Consider the following 17,541-nt stretch of genomic DNA (forward strand, 5'->3'; position numbering starts at 1 on the left):
GGCTTACGGTTTGCGGGCTATCAGCACCGCGCGCAGCGGAGCCGGGTAACCTTCTACCGTTTTACTGCTGTCGTGCGGATCCAGGAATTCGGCCAGTGACTCACTGGTCATCCAGTCGGTGCGACGCTGCTCCTCCACCGAGGTGATAGCGTAATCAGCAATGCGCACATCCACAAAGCCACACTTCTCCAGCCAGCTTTTCAGTGCAGCGGCAGACGGAATAAAGTAAACGTTACGCATCTGCGCATAACGTTCACCGGGCACCAGTACCGCGTTCTCATCACCTTCAATCACCAGCGTTTCCAGCACCAACTCCCCCTCGCTGACTAACTGATTTTTCAGTTGCAGCAGATGGTCCAGCGGTGAACGGCGGTGATACAACACGCCCATCGAAAACACGGTATCGAACGCCTGTAGCGCCGGGAGCTGCTCAATGCCGAGCGGCAGCAGATGCGCGCGGCGATCGTCGCCCAACAGTTTACGCACCGCTTCGAACTGACAGAGAAACAACTGCATCGGGTCGATGCCCACCACCAACTGCGCGCCCGCACCGACCATGCGCCACATGTGATAACCGCTACCGCAGCCGACATCCAGCACGGTACGGCCCGCCAGCGGCGAGATATGCGGCAACACACGCTGCCACTTCCAGTCCGAACGCCATTCGGTGTCGATCTCGGTGCCGTACAGGGAAAACGGCCCTTTGCGCCACGGCATCAAATTACGCAGCAGTTTCTCAATCCCGGCGCGCTGACGCTCGGTTAAATCATCCTGCTGGGCACTGACGCTATGGAGTAAATCAAGTTTATGCGGCACCAGCGCCGGAAGGTGTTCAACCGACTTTTCCCAGTTGCGAAAGTGGCCGTGCAAATTTTCACGCTGCCAGGCCGCAACCTGTGCCGGTAACACTTCCAGCCAACTGGCGAGCGGGCCGGTCGCGATTTGTTGATAGAACCTGCCAAAATCAATCATTTCAACGCCACCAGTGAGCCAAAGTTAAAGCACTGGAACCACAACTCTGCGTGACCAAAACCGGCCTGTTTCAGACGGGCCTTATGGGTTTCTACGCTGTCGGTCAACATCACGTTTTCCAGCATGCTGCGCTTTTGACTGATCTCCAGCTCGCTGTAGCCATTGGCCCGCTTAAAGTCGTGATGCATGTTAAACAGCAACTCGCCGACTTCAGCATCTTCAAAGCTGAATTTCTCAGACAGCACCAGCGCGCCGCCCGGGTTCAACCCCTGAGCGATTTTCTCCAGCAGCAGCACGCGTGCATCGGGTTCGAGGAATTGCAACGTAAAGTTCAACACCACCAGGGAAGCGTTTTCGATCGGAATATCGCGGATATCCGCTTCTAACACCTGAACCGGCGTATCGGCACGGAAAGCGTCGATATGACGACGGCAGCGTTCCACCATCGCCGGTGAATTATCGACTGCAATGATCTGGCAACCCGGCACATGGATATTGCGGCGCACCGAAAGCGTCGCCGCACCCAGCGAGCAGCCGAGATCGTAGACCTGGCTGTTGGGCTGGACAAAGCGTTCTGCCAGCATGCCAATCATCGAAATGATGTTGGAATAACCAGGGATCGAGCGCTGAACCATATCAGGAAAGACTTCAGCCACGCGCTCGTCAAAGGTCCAGTCACCCAATTTATTAATGGGCGCGGAAAATAGCGTATCGCGGTCAGACATAATGAAATATCCGGAGAGAAAACGGAAAGGGCGCTATTCTGGCAGAAACTGCCGCAGGCTGCACCCGTTTCCCATGAGTGTAGCCTGCGCGATCAGAACAGGCTCGATTGCTGCGGCCAGACGGGCAGGGCGGGCAGACACGGTTCCAGTTGCTGCAACTGTGGCCACAATGCCTGAATCAGCGGGAAAACCTCGCCCATATCCGGGGTATGGATAAACAGCAGTGGATCGCTCTCCACCTGCCATTCCGCCAGCTTACTCTGCCACGGTTGAAACAGCGGCAGGCTTTCGGTCACGCTATCGCTCCCGATAAAACGGACCATCGGTTGCTGCCCGGTGCGCACTGCATGCGGTGGTACGCGCGGCTTCTTTCTGCGTGCTTCAATGGCGGCGGCAGTTTGCGATTGTGAAGCATGCACCGGGCGGCTATCGAGGATCACCCGATTTACCCCACGCTGTTGCAGGCCGCGATTCAGGGCGCGCTCGGCTTCCCCTTTAGCGAAGAACGCCGCGTGGCGCACTTCCACGCCATAGCTGAAGCGGCGTGGCAGGCTATCCAGAAATTGCCACAGGTCATGCAGCTGTGCCGGAGCAAAGGTGGAGGGCAGTTGTAGCCAATATTGGCCGATGCGGTTGGCTAACGGGTCCAGCAGGCGGAAAAACTCAGCCAGCAAGTCATCGCACTGACGCAGTGCAGCCTGGTGGCTAATGCTGGCGGGAAATTTAAAGCAGAAGCGGAAATCATCGTGGGTCATATCGTACCAGCGCTGGACGACTTCCGGTTTCGGCAGGGCGTAGAGGGTGGTGTTGCCTTCGACACAATCGAATAACTGCGCGTAATCCGCCAGTGTCTCCAGGCCAAATTGTTTCCAGTGTGGATGCTGCCACTGCGGCAAACCAATACGTAGCGTCAAAAATGATCTCCAGGCGGTAAAATCCGCCACAGGTTAACCGGTTTTCGCAACCGTGGGATAACAAGCTGTGACAAAAGCAGATGTTTTGTTGGCTTTGGCGCGGCTCTACTTATCCTGTCTGGCTTTTTCCATTATAATAGCCGCCTTTTTTGCGGCAGCATCTCAGAAGGTTACGCGGCCTGATGTTGTCAGCAGCAGCGGCGAAGTTAAAAGGATACGTTATGCGTACAGAATATTGCGGACAGCTCAATCTGTCTCATGTGGGTCAGCAAGTCACTCTTTGCGGCTGGGTAAACCGCCGTCGCGATCTGGGTAGCCTGATTTTTATCGATATGCGCGATCGTGAAGGCATCGTGCAGGTGTTCTTCGATCCCGATCGCCAGGAGGCTTTCCAGCTGGCGTCTGAGCTGCGTAACGAATTCTGTATTCAGATTACCGGCACCGTGCGTGCGCGTGATGAGAAGAATAAAAACAGCGACATGGCAACCGGCGAGATTGAAATCTTTGCCCACGACCTGAACATCATTAACCGTGCTGAGCCGCTGCCGTTGGACTCCAACCAGGTCAACAGCGAAGAAGCACGCTTAAAATACCGTTACCTTGACCTGCGTCGTCCGGAAATGGCGCAGCGTCTGAAAACTCGCGCGAAAATCACCAGCTTCGTGCGTCGCTTTATGGATAGCGAAGGTTTTCTCGATATCGAAACCCCGATGCTGACCAAAGCCACACCGGAAGGCGCGCGTGATTACCTGGTACCGAGCCGCGTGCATAAAGGTAAATTCTATGCGCTGCCGCAGTCTCCGCAGCTGTTCAAACAGCTGCTGATGATGTCCGGTTTTGACCGTTACTATCAGATCGTCAAATGCTTCCGCGACGAAGACCTGCGCGCTGACCGCCAGCCTGAATTCACCCAGATCGACGTTGAAACCTCCTTCATGACCGCCGAGCAGGTGCGTGAAGTGATGGAACGTCTGATCCGTGAACTGTGGTTGGATATCAAAGGTGTTGATCTCGGTAGCTTCCCGCAGATGACCTTCGCGGAAGCGATGCGTCGTTACGGTTCCGATAAGCCTGACCTGCGCAACCCGATGGAACTGGTAGATGTTGCTGATCTGCTGAAAAACGTTGAGTTCCAGGTGTTCTCTGGCCCGGCGAACGACGTGAAAGGCCGTGTGGCAGCGTTGCGTGTTCCGGGTGGTGCGACCCTGAGCCGTAAACAGATTGATGAATACGGTAAGTTCGTTGAGATCTACGGCGCGAAAGGCCTGGCGTGGATGAAGGTCAACGAGCTGGCGAAAGGCTTCGAAGGGGTTCAAAGCCCGGTTGCGAAGTTCCTGAGTCCTGAGATTGTGGCCGCGATCCTGGAGCGTACCGGTGCGCAGGATGGTGATGTGATCTTCTTTGGTGCTGACCGCGCCAAAGTGGTGTCAGATGCGCTGGGTGCGCTGCGTCTGAAAGTGGGGCGCGACCTGCAAATCACCAATGACAAAGCCTGGGCACCGCTGTGGGTGATCGACTTCCCGATGTTCGAAGCGGATGACGAAGGCGGTCTGGCGGCGATGCACCATCCGTTCACCTCGCCGAAAGAGATGACGGCATCAGAGCTGGCGGCTAACCCGGAGCAGGCAATCGCCAACGCTTACGATATGGTGATCAACGGTTATGAAGTGGGCGGCGGTTCGGTACGTATCCACAATGGCAACATGCAGCAGGCGGTGTTCAGCATTCTCGGCATTGCTGAAGAAGAACAGCGCGAGAAGTTCGGCTTCCTGCTGGATGCACTGAAATATGGTACGCCACCGCATGCGGGTCTGGCTTTCGGTCTGGACCGCGTCACCATGCTGCTGACCGGCACTGACAACATTCGTGATGTTATCGCCTTCCCGAAAACAACTGCGGCGGCCTGTCTGATGACCGAAGCGCCAAGCGAAGCCAATCCGGCCGCGCTGGCGGATCTGGGGATTCAGTTGGCACCGAAGAAAGACAAGCTCGAGAATAAATAATGGGTTATAAGCATCCGGTTTCGGTTCTGGTGGTGATTTTTGCTCAGGACTCGGGCCGGGTGTTGATGCTGCAACGCCGTGATGACGACAGCTTCTGGCAATCGGTCACCGGCAGCCTCGAAGCCGGGGAAACCCCGCTTCAGGCCGCTCAGCGTGAAGTGCAGGAAGAACTGGCGATTGATGTGGTGAATGAACAGCTGGCGCTGGTGGATTGCCACAAACAGATCGAATTTGAGATCTTCCCGCATTATCGCCACCGCTACGCCCCGGGTACCACCCACAACCGCGAGCACTGGTTCAGGTTGGCACTGCCCGCCGAGCGCGAGGTGATCCTCAGCGAACACCTTGCCGCGCGGTGGCTGGCTCCCGCGGATGCAGCAGCCCTGACCAAGTCCTGGAGTAACCGCCAGGCAATTGAAGAATTTATCTGAATGCCAGCCGCCGCGCGTTTTTCCGGCGGCAAATTCTTTAAGATTTTTATTTATTCGATGCGGTCTAACTGCATTGCAGACTTAAACAGACGGGCGTTATCGGCGCAGCGAGGTTGTACACCGCCAGCAAGATAGCCCGTGCAATAGACGAGAGATGAGAAATGGCCGGACATAGTAAATGGGCAAACACCAAGCACCGTAAGGCTGCTCAGGATGCAAAGCGCGGTAAAATCTTCACCAAAATCATTCGTGAGCTGGTCACTGCCGCGAAACTGGGTGGTGGCGATGCCGGTTCTAACCCGCGCCTGCGTGCTGCAATGGACAAAGCCCTGTCCAACAACATGACCCGTGACACCATGAACCGTGCAATCGCGCGTGGCGTGGGTGGTGAAGATGATTCCAACATGGAAACCATCATCTATGAAGGCTACGGGCCGGGTGGTTCAGCGGTCATGGTTGAGTGTCTGAGTGACAACCGTAACCGTACCGTGGGCGAAGTGCGTCATGCCTTCACCAAAACGGGTGGCAACCTCGGCACAGACGGCTCCGTTTCCTACCTGTTCAGCAAAAAAGGCGTGATCTCGTTTGCTCCGGGCCAGGATGAAGATACCCTGATGGAAGCTGCGCTGGAAGCCGGTGCGGAAGATGTCGTGAGCTACGATGATGGTGCGATTGATGTCTTCACCGCCTGGGAACAGTTGGGCGCAGTGCGCGATGCGCTGGAGGCCGCTGGCCTGAAAGCCGATGAAGCTGAAGTCACCATGATCCCATCGACCAAAGCCGATCTGGATGCGGAAACCGCACCAAAACTGCTGCGTCTGATTGATATGCTGGAAGATTGTGACGACGTGCAGGAAGTTTACCATAACGGTGAAATTTCTGATGAGGTGGCGGAAACGCTGTAATGGCGTTTTCTCAACCGCAACCTGCCGGAGGCGCGCTATGGCAATAATTCTCGGGATCGATCCCGGCTCGCGCGTCACCGGTTACGGTGTTATTCGTCAGACCGGCCGCCAGCTCAGTTACCTGGGCAGCGGCTGTATCCGCACCAACGTGACCGACCTGCCTTCCCGTCTCAAACTGATTTACGCTGGCGTCAGCGAAATCATCACCCAATTTTCCCCGGACTTTTTTGCCATCGAACAGGTGTTTATGGCGAAAAACGCGGATTCTGCGCTGAAGCTGGGACAGGCTCGTGGTGCGGCGATTGTTGCCGCGGTGAATCTCGATTTGCCGGTGTTTGAATACGCGGCGCGCCAGGTGAAGCAGACGGTTACCGGCATCGGTAGCGCGGAGAAAAGCCAGGTGCAGCACATGGTGCGAACCTTACTGAAGTTACCGGCGAATCCCCAGGCCGATGCGGCCGATGCGTTGGCGATTGCCATCACTCACTGCCACGTCAGCCAGAATGCCGCACGGATGAGTGACAGCAAACTGGTGCTGACGCGCGGCAGGCTACGATCGGGCTAACGAACACCCCCATCAGGCTGGATATTCATCCAGCCTTTTTTATGTTATAAATAGCCGCCATACGGGTTCATACAAATAAGGAAGCGTTCAGGTGATTGGTCGTCTACGAGGCAATATTCTGGAAAAACAGCCGCCGCTGGTGTTGATTGAGGCGCACGGTGTCGGTTACGAAGTGCATATGCCAATGACCTGCTTCTATGAGCTGCCTGAACTCAATCAGGAAGCCATCATCTTCACCCAGTTCGTGGTGCGTGAAGATGCGCAACTGCTGTTCGGCTTTAACAGCAAGCAGGAGCGAGCGCTATTCCGCGAGCTAATCAAGGTCAACGGCGTGGGGCCAAAACTGGCACTGGCGATCCTCTCCGGCATGTCGGCTCAGCAGTTCGTTACCGCCGTGGAAAAAGAAGAGATTGCGGTGCTGGTGAAACTCCCCGGCGTCGGGAAAAAAACCGCCGAGCGTCTGGTTGTCGAGATGAAAGACCGCTTCAAAGGGATGCATGGCGACCTGTTTGGTGGTGATAACGCCTTTACCCTGACCACGCCATCTGCGGCACCAGAGAACAACGACGCCGAAGCAGAAGCGGTTGCGGCGCTGGTAGCGCTGGGGTATAAACCGCAGGAAGCCAGCCGTATGGTCAGCAAAATTGGCCGACCCGATGCGGATTGTGAAACCCTGATCCGTGAAGCCCTGCGCGCAGCCATTTGAGGTAATGCATGATTGAAGCCGATCGCCTGGTCTCGGCCGGCAGTGTCAACGAAGAAGAGAGTCTTGACCGCGCCATCCGTCCTAAGCTGCTGGCAGAATATGTCGGTCAGCCACAGGTGCGTGAACAGATGGAGATCTTCATCAAGGCTGCGCAGTTGCGCGGTGATGCGCTCGATCATCTGTTAATTTTTGGTCCCCCGGGCCTCGGCAAAACCACGCTGGCAAACATTGTCGCCAATGAAATGGGTGTCAATCTGCGCACCACTTCGGGGCCGGTGCTGGAGAAAGCAGGGGATCTGGCGGCGATGCTGACCAACCTTGAACCGCATGATGTGCTGTTCATCGATGAGATCCATCGGCTGTCACCGGTGGTGGAAGAGGTCCTTTATCCGGCGATGGAAGATTACCAGCTGGATATTATGATTGGCGAAGGCCCGGCGGCGCGCTCGATCAAGCTGGATCTCCCTCCCTTTACCCTGATTGGTGCCACAACGCGTGCGGGTTCATTGACTTCGCCGCTGCGCGATCGCTTTGGCATTGTTCAGCGCCTTGAGTTCTACAACGTGGCTGACCTGCAACATATTGTGGGTCGTAGCGCCGCCTGTCTTGGCCTGACATTAAGTGAGGAAGGCGCGCTGGAAATCGCCCGTCGTTCACGCGGTACACCACGTATTGCGAACCGTCTGCTGCGCCGTGTGCGTGACTTTGCCGAAGTACGCGCCAATGGCAACATGAGTGGAGACGTTTCCGCCAGCGCGCTGGATATGCTGAATGTCGACAGCCAGGGTTTTGACTATATGGATCGTAAGCTGTTGCTGGCGATTATCGATAAGTTTATGGGCGGGCCGGTGGGGCTGGATAACCTGGCTGCTGCCATCGGTGAAGAGCGTGAAACCATTGAGGATGTGATTGAACCCTTCCTGATCCAACAAGGGTTCATTCAACGCACGCCGCGTGGCCGTATGGCAACGCAGCATGCGTATCGTCACTTCGGCATTTCGCGCGAAGAGTAAACCGGCGTCAGGACGCCGGTTTTTTTGCCATGCTGATGATAAACAGCATGGCTGCGCAGAGCACCACCGAAGGACCGGCAGGCGTGTCGTACAACGCTGAAAAGCTTAAACCGCCGGTCACCGCGAGAATACCGATGATTACCGCAGACCCCGCCATCTGCTCAGGCGAACGGGAAAAGCGGCGTGCGGTGGCCGCCGGGATGATCAGCAATGAGGTAATAATCAGCGCACCGACAAATTTCATCGCCACGCCAATGGTCAGCGCAGTGACCAGCATCAACATCAGACGTGTACGTTGAATATTGACACCGTCGACCTGCGCCAGCTCCGGGCTGATAGTCATTGACAGCAAAGAACGCCACTGCCATGCCATCACCGCCAGCACAATCGCCACACCCCCACCCATCATCCACAAATCCTGCGGTGTGACTGCCAGCAGGTCACCGAACAGATACGCCATTAAATCAACTCGAACCCCGGACATCAGGCTGACCACCACCAGGCCCAGCGATAACGCGCTGTGCGCCATAATGCCCAGCAGGGTATCAATGGCCAGATGAGGACGCCGCTCAAGCCACACCAGCCCCAACGCGAGGCAGACCGTGACCACGATCACCGCATAATAGGGGTTAACGTTAAACAGCAGGCCGAATGCCACACCAAGCAGTGACGCGTGCGCCAGGGTGTCACCAAAGTAGGACATACGACGCCAGACGACAAAAGCGCCGAGGGGACCGGCGGCCAGTGCCAGAAACACACCACCCAGCCAGCCGGGTAATAACAGTTCAATCATGACGGGCCGTTTCCTTTGCGCAGAACGATGCGTCCCTGTAAATCGTGACGATGATTATGATGGTGGCGATAGATAGCCAGTTGCTGTGCACCGCGCGGACCAAACATGGCGATGAATTCCGGGTGTTGCGATACCGCCTCCGGGGTGCCGGAACAGCAGATATGATGATTGAGGCACAGCACTTCGTCGGTTTTTGCCATAACCAGATGCAGATCGTGCGACACCATCAGCACACCGCAGTTAAGCTCGCGGCGCAGTTGGTCAATCAGGTCATACAGCGCGACCTGACCATTCACATCCACCCCTTGTGTCGGTTCATCCAGTACCAGCAATTGCGGGTCACTGAGCAGCGCGCGGGCCAACAGGACTCGTTGGGTTTCACCACCGGATAATTTCTGCAACGGTGCGTGCAACAGATGGCCCGCCTGCACGCGCTTCAACGCTGGCAGGATGGCATCGGCGCGACTGCCACGCGATAAACGCATAAAGCGTTCGACGCTAATCGGCAGGGTAGGGTCGATATGCAGCTTTTGCGGCACATAACCAATACGTAAATTGGCGTCGCGTTTCACTTCGCCGCTATCGGGCGTCAGCAGACCCAGCACGACGCGCACCAGGGTCGATTTCCCGGCACCGTTAGGGCCAAGTAACGTTAAAATTCTTCCCGGCTCCAGTTTGAGGCTGATACCCGCAAGTACCGGACGCTGAGCGAATTTCACAGAGATGTTTTCGAGCGTAACAAGTGAAGGCATGATATTTACAGGTTGCACAGAATTTCGGATGTTATAATATCACATTCCATCAACTGGTCACGATGGAATGACGCATTATGTTACACATTAAAAAGCGCCTTGCTTTTACCCTTCCTGCGGCAGCAATGGCTGCTTCTTTTGCTCTGCCAGCATCGGCTGCGGTTGTTGCTTCGATTAAACCCATTGGATTCATTGCCGCTGCGATCGCCGATGGCGTCACGCCGGTTGAAGTGCTTTTGCCGGATGGTGCGTCTGAGCATGATTATGCACTACGCCCTTCAGATGTAAAACGTATAAAAAACGCGGACTTAGTGGTTTGGGTTGGCCCTGAAATGGAGGCGTTCCTGACTAAATCGGCGGCGCAACTTCCGGCAAATAAAAACCTCGAAATTGCTGATATTGCAGGAGTTAAACCACTTTTGATTCGTGGTATCGATGATGACGAGCACGAACATGATGCAGAGTTGAGTAAGGAATCAGTAAAGTCTGGTCAACAAGACGTGTCTGATGAACATCACCATCACGGTGAGTTTAATATGCATTTGTGGATGTCCCCAGAGATAGCAAGGCAATCAGCGGTTGCAATCCATGGGAAATTATTGGAACTTATGCCGCAAAGCAAGGCCAAACTAGACGCAAACCTGCATCAGTTCGAGGCAGAATTAGCGGATACCGACAAACACATTGGCGCGCAGCTCGCGCCGGTGCGGAATAAGGGTTACTTCGTTTTTCACGACGCTTATAGCTACTTTGAGAAACATTACGGTTTATCACCATTAGGGCATTTTACCGTCAATCCTGAGATCCAACCGGGCGCACAGCGTTTAAATCAGATACGAACACAGTTGGTTGAGCAGAAAGCCACATGCGTTTTCGCTGAACCACAATTCAGGCCAGCAGTCATCGATGCAGTGTCACGGGGAACCAATGTGCGTAAAGGCACCCTGGATCCGTTGGGCATGGGGATCAGCTTAACCAAAGACAGCTACGTGAAATTCCTCTCACAGTTGTCGAGCCAGTATGCAAGCTGCCTGAATGGAGCATAGAGGAATAGGTAAAAGTGCAGCAGATAGCCCGCTCTGTCGCCCTCGCATTTAATAATTTGCCGCGCCCCCACCGCGTTATGCTGGGGTCATTAACTGTTATCACTCTGGCCGTCGCAGTATGGCGGCCCTATGTTTATCATCCCAGTGACGATACGCCGGTTGTTAAAAGCATCACACTGGACAAGTTCGAATCCCCGCATCTGTTGCCGGAAGCCAGTGAGCCGATCGATCAGACCGCGCCTGAGCCGGAACCGGAAGAAGATATTCCTGCGGATGATATCGATAAAGACGTACCGGAAAATCCGAACGTCCATGATTACACCGTATCTTCCGGGGATACCCTGAGTAGCGCGTTGAATCAATACGGTATCGATCTGAGCGACATCAATGCCCTGGTCAGCAGCGACAAAGATCTACGCGGTCTGCGCGTGGGACAGCAGCTGAGCTGGACACTGAATGCCGACGGTCAGTTGCAGACCTTCAGCTGGGAAATGGATCGCCGTGAAACCCGTCGTTATGAGCGCCAGCCGAATGGCAGCTATAAAATGCAGCAGGAGCTGCAAAAGGGTGAATGGCAGAACAGCGTGCTGAAAGGTGAAGTGCGTGGCAGTTTTGCCGCCAGCGCCCGCAGTGCCGGATTAACCAGTGCGGAAACCAGCAATGTGATCAAGGCGTTGCAGTGGCAGATGGATTTCCGCAAGCTGCGTGCTGGCGATCAGTTCAGCGTGCTGATGTCTCGTGAAATGCTGAACGGTAAAAGCGCACAAAGCCAATTGGTCGGTGTTCGTCTGCGAACTGGTGGCAAGGATTACTATGCGTTCCGCGCCGAAGACGGCAAATTCTATGATCGCAATGGTTCTGGTCTGGCGCGTGGTTTTATGCGTTTCCCAACGGTGAAGCAGTTCCGCGTCTCATCCAACTTTAACCCGCGTCGTCTGAATCCGGTCACCGGTCGCATTGCGCCGCACCGTGGTGTCGACTTTGCATTGCCGATTGGCACGCCGGTCCTGGCGGTGGGCGACGGTGAAGTGGTGGTGGCAAAGAATGGCGGTGCCGCTGGTAATTACGTGGCGATTCGACATGGTCGTCAGTATATGACGCGCTACATGCATCTGAGCAAAGTGTTGGTGAAACCGGGCCAGAAAGTGAAACGCGGCGATCGTATCGCCCTCTCCGGTAATACCGGGCGTTCAACCGGCCCACACCTGCACTATGAAATTTGGATCAATAATCAGGCGGTGAATCCGCTGACAGCGAAGCTGCCACGTATGGAAGGTTTGACCGGTAAAGAACGAACCAGCTATCTGGCGGATGTGAAATCGTACCTGCCACAGCTGGCGTTGAAATAACGCTTTATCGCGAGTAGTGAGTAAAAACCGACGGATTCTTCGTCGGTTTTTTGCTATCTGACGCACGAAGATTGCAAAATTAGTCATCGTCACTATTATTGACCGGTCATTGTCAGAGGCGAGTGCATGGAAACCCGTAAAAAAAATAACATTGAGTTTATACCCGTTTTTCAACGTTCTTTTTTAAAGCCGAAATACTGGGGCAATTGGCTGGCGATTGGGGCGCTTGCTGGCATGGCGATGTTGCCTGCTAAAGTTCGCGATCCGGTGCTGGGTGGTCTGGGCAAACTGGCTGGAAAGCTGGCGAAAAGCGCGCGTCGTCGTGCATTGATCAATCTTTATTACTGTCTGCCTGAATTAAGCGAAGCGGAACGCGAAACCATTGTCGACCAGATGTTTGCCACTGCGCCGCAGGCGATGGTGATGATGGCCGAATTAGGCATCCGCGACCCGGCGCGCGTGCGTCAGCGTGTTGACTGGTATGGTCGTGAAATTATCGATCAGTTACAGACCAATAACGAAAACGTTATTTTCCTTGTGCCACACGGCTGGGGTGTTGATATTCCTGCCATGCTGCTGGCGTCTGAAGGTCAGATGATGGCGGCGATGTTCCATAATCAAAGCGATCCACTGATGGATTATGTGTGGAACACCGTGCGTCGCCGTTTCGGTGGCCGCATGCATGCGCGTAACGACGGTATCAAACCCTTTATCAGCTCGGTGCGCCAGGGCTATTGGGGCTATTATCTGCCGGACCAGGATCACGGTGCCGAGCACAGCGAGTTTGTCGATTTCTTTGCCACCTATAAAGCGACATTACCTGCCGTTGGGCGTCTGATGAAGGTGTGTCGTGCGCGCGTGGTGCCGTTGTTTCCGGTGTATAACAGCGAAACGCATCGTCTTGAGGTCTATGTCCGTCCGCCGATGGATGATCTGCTGGATGCCGATGATAAAACCCTGGCGCGGCGTATGAATGAGGAGGTGGAGATTTTTGTCCGTCCTCATCCCGAGCAGTACACCTGGATTCTGAAATTACTGAAGACGCGCAAAGAGGGGGATATTGAACCCTACGTGCGTAAAGATCTTTACCCACGCAAATAACGGAAAAACCTGTCGGGATGTGCTCCCGACAGGTTCATTGCATCAGAAGCGATATTGCAGACCAACAGTAACGGTATAGTTCTTGTTGGAGATACCCGCAGCATCACCGCCATAAGAGGCTGATTCGCCGGTAGGGGTGTAGATCACCTGAGTACCGCCTTTCCCTTCTTCATATTTGCTGTAAGTGAATTCAGCAAACACTTTCGCATTCGCAGTGAAGTAGTAACCCGCATCTACTGACGCGCCGTAGTAACGTGAGTTCGATGTTTTCTCACGGAAGGTCAAATCACGCAGATAGTGTTCGTCGTTATCGTGTGCGCGAACCCAATCACTGAATTTGAACTGTGCGTTGAATTCAAAATCGTTGATACGGTACTGGCCCACTAACCCAATGTACGGCATAGAGAAGCGCTGGCTGTAGCCAATGCCTGCCTGACCGTTCGGGAAGTTGCCCTGGAATGCGCCGTTATCGTAATTGTAGGAACCACCGGTCGCGGTCCAGCTGAAACGCGTTTCCTGATAACCTGCGACAGCACCCACTTTGTAATCATCACCCTGCAAGAACCAACCTTTAACATTCAGGTCGTATTCGTTGGCGTAGTTCACGTCTGTGCTGGGGTGTGATGAGTGATCGGTCCAGCTTGACTGGTTAGCGTTCTGCCAGTCGTAGTCATCCATATGGCCAGAACCGGAAGCCAGTGAGGTCCAGCCACGCGCGTTCAGGGTCAGAAAGGAGAAGGCATCCCAGGAGAAATCACCTTTCAGGATCGCCACGTTTTTAATTTTCCAGTCGAGCTGGCTAATTTTACGTGCGTTGCTGGTGTCATAAACCAGTTCTTTCGATTTCCCGCCCAGCATCCCGATAGAGGTTGCAACACTTACGCTATCCGCTGAAAAGTTTGGCATAAATTGCGCAGATTCAGCGTAAGCGCTCCCTGAAAGTGCGGCCATCATCATTACCGCAACAGTAGTTTTTTTCATTTTATATCCCGTGTTGAATTACGTTAATCCTTAAACAGCGGGCACAGCCTAATGCGCAGTAAAGTGTCAGGCAAGTGTAAGTTTTTGGATAAGAAAATGTCAGGTGAGACTTCAGTAAAATTAACTAATAAAATGTGTTTTTGGGACGATAATAACCGATCGCCTGATGAGTAAACGGGCGTAGTTAAATAATTATGTTTATAAGCAGAAGGTTAGATGGTTTTTCTTGCCCGAAGCAGGAAGGACCTTTTTTACCGGGCCTGGCGCGTTAATTTCCGCTGCGAATTAATTGGAGTCGGCCATTGTGCAGTAAATTTTATTTTTATGCACGTCCACGGGCTATTTGAGTTAATGATAAGGTTGGCGATAAAATACACAAAAATAAAGTTCACTGCACTATCATGAAATCTTTTCATCAATTATCTTAAGCGAAATTTTTCGCTGAAAATATGATCAATTTCAGGCGTTGAATAATGTTTGCCAGATACTCAACACCTGATTAATCACACCTCAGCCAGCTGGCTACGGCGTTTACGTTCACGCAGGAACAGCGTGACCAGGCCAAACCACATCACTCCGCTGATAAAGTTAATCGCGCTGAACCACGGTGTACCCCCGCTGAAATAACCACTTTTTGCCAGCTCGATACCTATCGCCAGGGTAAGAATGCTGATCATCCCGAGCATCGCGGCGATACTGCCTTTCCCTTCGTTGCTGGCATACAGCGTCAGACGGTACAAACCGGCGTTAACCATCCCGGCACCAAAAGCGTACAAACTCAATCCTGCCGTCAGCAGCAGGTAGCTGTGGCTATTGAGCAGGTTCGCCAGCAGCGCAATGCTCAGACCAAGCAAAATTGGCCATGCGGCAAATTTTACCGGTTGCTCAATCGGCACCCGACCGGCCAGCTTACCGAGCGTCAGGTTTCCGGCAATCATCGCGAGGAATACCGGTAATTGCAGCAAGGCATAATGCAGGCGAGATAACCCTTCATCATGCATCAGGATCACCGGGGATAACGCTACCCAGGTCAGGATGGGGATAAAAACCAGACCGATGGCGAAAGAGCCATACATCACCTGGCGGTCACGCGCCAGACGACCATAGCCACGCGCCAGCGTCGGCAGGGCAATGGAATGGCTACGATCACCGGCCGTCTCCGGCATGATGCGCCACAACACCACAAACGCCACGATGCTACAGGCGGCGAATAACCAGAACATGCTGCGCCAGTCGCCAACGCTGAGCCAGGCGGCCCCCGCCAGCGGTCCTGCTAACGGGGCGAGCAGAGCCACATTGGCCATTAACGCCATCATGCGCACGGCAAGCGCTTCAGCGAAAGCCTCCTGTACCGCCGCATAGCTGACCGCGCCGATAAAGCACAGGCTGATCCCCTGAATAAAACGCAGTGCCACGAATTGTTCGATGTTCTGCACCAGCGTGGTCAGCATACAGGCGGCGGCAAAGAACAGGATGCCGAACAGCAATACGGGCCGTCGACCATATTTGTCGGAGAGCGGCCCAAGCAGCCATTGCAACACCACGCCGCCCATCAGGTAAGCCGTCAGTGAGGTCGATACCCATTCCGGGCCGACCTGAAACTCTTGCGTCACCAACAACATACCGGGTTGAATCATGTCGTGGGCGATATAGGTGGCAAACTCGAACAACACCAACGCCAGCGGAAACAGCAGCACGCGCCCGGTGAGTTGAGTTATCGGTTGATAGCGGGCCATCTGGCCTCCTTGTCAGAGAAAATAAAACGCGACTGCCGAAGCAGTCGCGTTGTCCATAATGTTACAGCCGCTGTCAGAGGGCGTAATTAATCTACGCGCAGTACACGGCTGGTATTGGTGGTGCCTGTGGTCGCCATGACATCACCCTGGGTGACAATCACCAGGTCGCCTGAAACGAGGAAACCTTTGTCACGCAGCAGGTTAATGGCATCGTGCGCAGCGGCAACACCATCATTGTTGCTGTCAAAGTAAACCGGCGTTACACCGCGGTAAAGCGCAGTCAGGTTCAGAGTGCGTTCATGACGTGACATCGCGAAGATCGGCAGACCGGAGGTGATACGGGAGGTCATCAGCGCGGTACGGCCAGATTCGGTCATGGTGATAATCGCGGTAACGCCTTGCAAATGGTTTGCGGCGTACATGGCAGACATGGCGATGGCTTCTTCAATGTTGTCGAACTGCACTTCAAGACGGTGCTTGGACACATTGACACTTGGGATTTTCTCCGCACCCAGACACACTTTTGCCATCGCAGACACGGTTTCCGCCGGGTACTGACCGGCAGCCGTTTCTGCTGACAGCATTACCGCGTCGGTGCCATCCAACACGGCGTTTGCCACGTCCATAACTTCTGCACGGGTTGGCATCGGGTTGGTAATCATCGACTCCATCATCTGTGTCGCGGTAATGATGGTACGATTCAGCTGACGCGCACGACGAATCAGTGCCTTCTGGATACCGACCAGTTCCGGATCGCCAATTTCCACGCCAAGATCACCGCGCGCCACCATCACAACGTCAGAGGCGAGGATAATGTCATCCATCGCTTCCTGCGTGGCAACCGCTTCAGCACGTTCCACTTTTGCGACCAGTTTGGCATCGCAACCGGCATCACGCGCCAGACGGCGCGCATAGTTCATATCTTCGCCGCAACGCGGGAAAGAGACGGCCAGATAATCTACGCCAATTTTTGCTGCGGTGAGGATATCGGCCTTATCTTTCTCGGTCAGCGCTTCGGCTGACAGGCCACCACCCAGTTTGTTGATGCCTTTATTGTTGGAAAGCGGGCCGCCGACGGTCACCTCGGTGAACACTTTCATGCCCTGAACTTCCAGCACCTTCAACTGCACGCGACCATCGTCCAGCAGCAGAATGTCACCTGGCACCACATCCGCCGGCAGACCTTTATAGTCGATGCCGACTTTCTCTTTGTCGCCTTCACCTTTACCCAGGCTGGCATCCAGCAGGAAACGGTCGCCGACATTGAGGAACACTTTACCTTCTTTGAAGGTCGAAACACGAATTTTAGGACCCTGTAAATCGCCGAGAATGGCGACATGGCGACCCAGTTTGGCCGCAATCTCACGCACTTTATTTGCGCGTAGCTGGTGATCTTCCGGGGTTCCGTGGGAGAAGTTTAGTCGAACAACGTTCGCACCTGCCGCAATGATTTTTTCGAGGTTGTTATCGCGATCGGTTGCCGGGCCGAGGGTTGTTACGATCTTGGTTCTTCTGAGACGTCTGGACATGAAGGACTCCGTTGACTAAG

The 17,541-nt window shown here is 54.4% G+C and carries 17 protein-coding genes; 9 read left to right on the top strand and 8 right to left on the bottom strand.

Annotation, left to right across the window (positions count from 1 at the left end; translation table 11 throughout):
* Nucleotides 1-3: 3 nt before the first annotated feature.
* The 3 genes from cmoB to CTZ24_RS17055 form a co-directional block, all read right to left on the bottom strand.
* A complete protein-coding gene (gene cmoB, locus CTZ24_RS17045; RefSeq protein ID WP_208724154.1) occupies nt 4-972 on the bottom strand; it encodes a tRNA 5-methoxyuridine(34)/uridine 5-oxyacetic acid(34) synthase CmoB in 969 nt (322 codons plus the stop codon).
* Nucleotides 969-1,697, bottom strand: a complete 729-nt coding sequence (gene cmoA / locus CTZ24_RS17050; protein ID WP_013509473.1) for a carboxy-S-adenosyl-L-methionine synthase CmoA — start codon at nt 1,695-1,697, stop codon at nt 969-971. Before cmoA ends, cmoB begins: the two co-directional genes overlap by 4 nt.
* Nucleotides 1,698-1,789: 92 nt before the next feature.
* Complete coding sequence (locus CTZ24_RS17055; protein WP_208724155.1) at nt 1,790-2,611, bottom strand: DUF72 domain-containing protein; 822 nt, start codon at nt 2,609-2,611, stop codon at nt 1,790-1,792.
* Nucleotides 2,612-2,832: 221 nt separating this feature from the next.
* Between CTZ24_RS17055 and aspS the strand changes: the two genes are divergently transcribed.
* From aspS to ruvB, 6 genes are all read left to right on the top strand, one after another.
* Nucleotides 2,833-4,614 (top strand): aspartate--tRNA ligase, encoded by a 1,782-nt coding sequence (aspS, locus tag CTZ24_RS17060; RefSeq protein ID WP_036624961.1) that lies wholly within the window; start codon nt 2,833-2,835, stop codon nt 4,612-4,614.
* Nucleotides 4,614-5,045 (top strand): dihydroneopterin triphosphate diphosphatase, encoded by a 432-nt coding sequence (gene nudB / locus CTZ24_RS17065; protein WP_021182954.1) that lies wholly within the window; start codon nt 4,614-4,616, stop codon nt 5,043-5,045. Before aspS ends, nudB begins: the two co-directional genes overlap by 1 nt.
* A 161-nt stretch (nt 5,046-5,206) precedes the next feature.
* Entirely contained in the window at nt 5,207-5,950 is a 744-nt protein-coding gene (locus tag CTZ24_RS17070) for a YebC/PmpR family DNA-binding transcriptional regulator (protein WP_021182956.1), read from the top strand.
* A 37-nt stretch (nt 5,951-5,987) separates the two neighbouring features.
* Nucleotides 5,988-6,515 (top strand): crossover junction endodeoxyribonuclease RuvC, encoded by a 528-nt coding sequence (ruvC, locus tag CTZ24_RS17075; RefSeq protein ID WP_084875399.1) that lies wholly within the window; start codon nt 5,988-5,990, stop codon nt 6,513-6,515.
* Between the two features lie 91 nt (nt 6,516-6,606).
* Nucleotides 6,607-7,221 (top strand): Holliday junction branch migration protein RuvA, encoded by a 615-nt coding sequence (gene ruvA / locus CTZ24_RS17080; protein ID WP_013509467.1) that lies wholly within the window; start codon nt 6,607-6,609, stop codon nt 7,219-7,221.
* 8 nt (nt 7,222-7,229) lie between these two features.
* On the top strand, nt 7,230-8,234 hold the full coding sequence (gene ruvB / locus CTZ24_RS17085) for a Holliday junction branch migration DNA helicase RuvB (protein ID WP_021182958.1): 1,005 nt from the start codon (nt 7,230-7,232) through the stop codon (nt 8,232-8,234).
* Between the two features lie 7 nt (nt 8,235-8,241).
* Here the strand turns inward: ruvB and znuB are convergent, their stop codons facing one another.
* On the bottom strand, nt 8,242-9,027 hold the full coding sequence (znuB, locus tag CTZ24_RS17090) for a zinc ABC transporter permease subunit ZnuB (RefSeq protein ID WP_208724156.1): 786 nt from the start codon (nt 9,025-9,027) through the stop codon (nt 8,242-8,244).
* Nucleotides 9,024-9,779, bottom strand: a complete 756-nt coding sequence (gene znuC, locus CTZ24_RS17095) for a zinc ABC transporter ATP-binding protein ZnuC (protein ID WP_036624966.1) — start codon at nt 9,777-9,779, stop codon at nt 9,024-9,026. Before znuC ends, znuB begins: the two co-directional genes overlap by 4 nt.
* Before the next feature lie 77 nt (nt 9,780-9,856).
* Here znuC and znuA point away from each other — a divergent pair, with 77 nt between their 5' ends.
* The 3 genes from znuA to lpxM all read left to right on the top strand — a co-directional run bounded on the left by znuA (nt 9,857) and on the right by lpxM (nt 13,275).
* On the top strand, nt 9,857-10,825 hold the full coding sequence (gene znuA, locus CTZ24_RS17100; RefSeq protein WP_208724157.1) for a zinc ABC transporter substrate-binding protein ZnuA: 969 nt from the start codon (nt 9,857-9,859) through the stop codon (nt 10,823-10,825).
* A 14-nt stretch (nt 10,826-10,839) separates the two neighbouring features.
* Complete coding sequence (gene mepM, locus CTZ24_RS17105) at nt 10,840-12,174, top strand: murein DD-endopeptidase MepM (protein ID WP_208724158.1); 1,335 nt, start codon at nt 10,840-10,842, stop codon at nt 12,172-12,174.
* A 126-nt stretch (nt 12,175-12,300) separates the two neighbouring features.
* Nucleotides 12,301-13,275: a lauroyl-Kdo(2)-lipid IV(A) myristoyltransferase gene (lpxM, locus tag CTZ24_RS17110; protein WP_208724159.1), complete on the top strand. Its 975-nt coding sequence runs from the start codon at nt 12,301-12,303 to the stop codon at nt 13,273-13,275.
* 42 nt (nt 13,276-13,317) lie between these two features.
* Here the strand turns inward: lpxM and CTZ24_RS17115 are convergent, their stop codons facing one another.
* The 3 genes from CTZ24_RS17115 to pyk form a co-directional block, all read right to left on the bottom strand.
* Nucleotides 13,318-14,256, bottom strand: a complete 939-nt coding sequence (locus tag CTZ24_RS17115) for an omptin family outer membrane protease (protein WP_208724160.1) — start codon at nt 14,254-14,256, stop codon at nt 13,318-13,320.
* A 503-nt stretch (nt 14,257-14,759) separates the two neighbouring features.
* Nucleotides 14,760-15,992, bottom strand: coding sequence for an MFS transporter (locus CTZ24_RS17120; RefSeq protein ID WP_208724161.1), 1,233 nt, complete (start codon nt 15,990-15,992; stop codon nt 14,760-14,762).
* A gap of 86 nt (nt 15,993-16,078) precedes the next feature.
* On the bottom strand, nt 16,079-17,521 hold the full coding sequence (gene pyk, locus CTZ24_RS17125; protein WP_021182967.1) for a pyruvate kinase: 1,443 nt from the start codon (nt 17,519-17,521) through the stop codon (nt 16,079-16,081).
* Nucleotides 17,522-17,541 lie beyond the last annotated feature (20 nt).

It is taken from the genome of Pantoea phytobeneficialis, from assembly GCF_009728735.1.
In the GTDB taxonomy this organism is placed as follows: domain Bacteria; phylum Pseudomonadota; class Gammaproteobacteria; order Enterobacterales; family Enterobacteriaceae; genus Pantoea; species Pantoea phytobeneficialis.

Bases quoted from the DNA above. Each gene is read 5' to 3' on its own strand.
- CTZ24_RS17115 (WP_208724160.1), bottom strand. From the start codon at position 14,256: ATGAAAAAAACTACTGTTGCGGTAATGATGATGGCCGCACTTTCAGGG.
- ruvB (WP_021182958.1), top strand. From the start codon at position 7,230: ATGATTGAAGCCGATCGCCTGGTCTCGGCCGGCAGTGTCAACGAAGAA.
- znuC (WP_036624966.1), bottom strand. From the start codon at position 9,779: ATGCCTTCACTTGTTACGCTCGAAAACATCTCTGTGAAATTCGCTCAG.
- ruvC (WP_084875399.1), top strand. From the start codon at position 5,988: ATGGCAATAATTCTCGGGATCGATCCCGGCTCGCGCGTCACCGGTTAC.
- CTZ24_RS17120 (WP_208724161.1), bottom strand. From the start codon at position 15,992: ATGGCCCGCTATCAACCGATAACTCAACTCACCGGGCGCGTGCTGCTG.
- znuA (WP_208724157.1), top strand. From the start codon at position 9,857: ATGTTACACATTAAAAAGCGCCTTGCTTTTACCCTTCCTGCGGCAGCA.
- cmoA (WP_013509473.1), bottom strand. From the start codon at position 1,697: ATGTCTGACCGCGATACGCTATTTTCCGCGCCCATTAATAAATTGGGT.
- pyk (WP_021182967.1), bottom strand. From the start codon at position 17,521: ATGTCCAGACGTCTCAGAAGAACCAAGATCGTAACAACCCTCGGCCCG.
- CTZ24_RS17070 (WP_021182956.1), top strand. From the start codon at position 5,207: ATGGCCGGACATAGTAAATGGGCAAACACCAAGCACCGTAAGGCTGCT.
- znuB (WP_208724156.1), bottom strand. From the start codon at position 9,027: ATGATTGAACTGTTATTACCCGGCTGGCTGGGTGGTGTGTTTCTGGCA.
- aspS (WP_036624961.1), top strand. From the start codon at position 2,833: ATGCGTACAGAATATTGCGGACAGCTCAATCTGTCTCATGTGGGTCAG.
- lpxM (WP_208724159.1), top strand. From the start codon at position 12,301: ATGGAAACCCGTAAAAAAAATAACATTGAGTTTATACCCGTTTTTCAA.
- cmoB (WP_208724154.1), bottom strand. From the start codon at position 972: ATGATTGATTTTGGCAGGTTCTATCAACAAATCGCGACCGGCCCGCTC.
- nudB (WP_021182954.1), top strand. From the start codon at position 4,614: ATGGGTTATAAGCATCCGGTTTCGGTTCTGGTGGTGATTTTTGCTCAG.